This window comes from Tautonia rosea (assembly GCF_012958305.1).
Classification (GTDB): domain Bacteria; phylum Planctomycetota; class Planctomycetia; order Isosphaerales; family Isosphaeraceae; genus Tautonia; species Tautonia rosea.
In genome coordinates, this window is the sequence record NZ_JABBYO010000047.1 from 1 (window position 1) to 1,252 (window position 1,252).

Consider the following 1,252-nt stretch of genomic DNA (forward strand, 5'->3'; position numbering starts at 1 on the left):
TATAGTGGACCCCGAAAACTGGACCACCGGTTAAGCTACTCCGGTGGCCCAAGCGAGGGGGTGACGATGGCAGGCAAGCGGAAGGTCCACACGGCGGCGTTCAAGGCCCAGGTCGCCCTGGCCGCCCTCAAGGGGGATCGCACGGTCAACGAGCTGGCCGGGCACTTCGGCGTCCATCCGACGCTCATCCACGCCTGGAAGAAGCAGCTGCTCTCCGGGGCCGAGGAGGTCTTCGGCCGCCCGGCCAGGGCCGTCTCGGAGGAGGTCGACGCCGAGGCCCGCCAGGCCGAGCTGTTCGAGCAGATCGGCCGGCTCAAGATGGAGCTGGAGTGGGTGAAAAAAAAAGCTGCCGCCTTCATGTGAGCAGAAGCGGCTGCTGATCGAGCCGGGCCACCCGGCCCTGAGCGTCCGCCGCCAGTGCGAGCTGATCGGCCTGAACCGGTCGAGCCTCTACTACGAGCCGGCGGGCGAGACGGCCGAGGACCTGCGACTGATGCGGCTGATCGACGAGCAGTACACGGCCTATCCGTTCTACGGCAGCCGGCGGATGACCCGGTGGCTGATCGATCACGGGGAGGAGGTGAACCGGAAACGGGTGCGGCGGCTGATGCGGACCATGGGCCTGGAGGCGATCTATCCCAGGCCTCGGACGAGCGTCGCCGGCAAGGGTCACAAGATCCACCCGTACCTGCTGCGAGGCGTGGCGATCGAGCGGGTGGACCAGGTCTGGAGCAGCGACATCACCTACGTGCCGATGACCGGCGGGTTCAGGTACCTGGCGGCGGTGATCGACTGGTTCAGCCGGTACGTGGTCGCCTGGCGGCTGTCGAACACGCTCGACGGGTCGTTCTGCCTGGAGATGCTCGAAGAGGCCTTGGGGGCGGGGACGCCGGAGGTCTTCAACACCGACCAGGGGGTGCAGTTCACGGCGGCGGCGTTCACCGGCCGCCTGGAGGAGGCCGGCGTGGCGGTGAGCATGGACGGGCGGGGGCGGGCTCTGGACAACGTGTTCGTGGAGCGGCTCTGGAGGAGCGTGAAATACGAGGACATCTACATCCGAGGCTACGAGGCGGTGCCGGAACTGCATCGGGGGCTGGGCCGGTACTTCGCCTTCTACAACGACGAGCGGCCGCACCAGTCGCTGGGCTACCGGACCCCGGCGGCGGTCTACCGGGAGGTCAGGGGCATGAGGGCCTGACGGGCAGTAGCGAAGGATCGCCGCTTTTTGGTCTAGACAATGGGGTCCACCTCA

Annotated in this window: 1 protein-coding gene; it reads left to right on the plus strand. The window is 67.4% G+C overall.

Annotated features, from left to right (window positions below; genetic code table 11):
- Positions 1 to 66: 66 nt before the first annotated feature.
- A protein-coding gene (locus tag HG800_RS26770; RefSeq protein WP_390877855.1) for an IS3 family transposase occupies positions 67 to 1,198 on the plus strand; the annotation gives its coding sequence in 2 pieces (ribosomal slippage) (positions 67 to 360 and positions 362 to 1,198; 1,131 coding nt in all).
- The last annotated feature ends 54 nt before the right edge of the window (positions 1,199 to 1,252 follow it).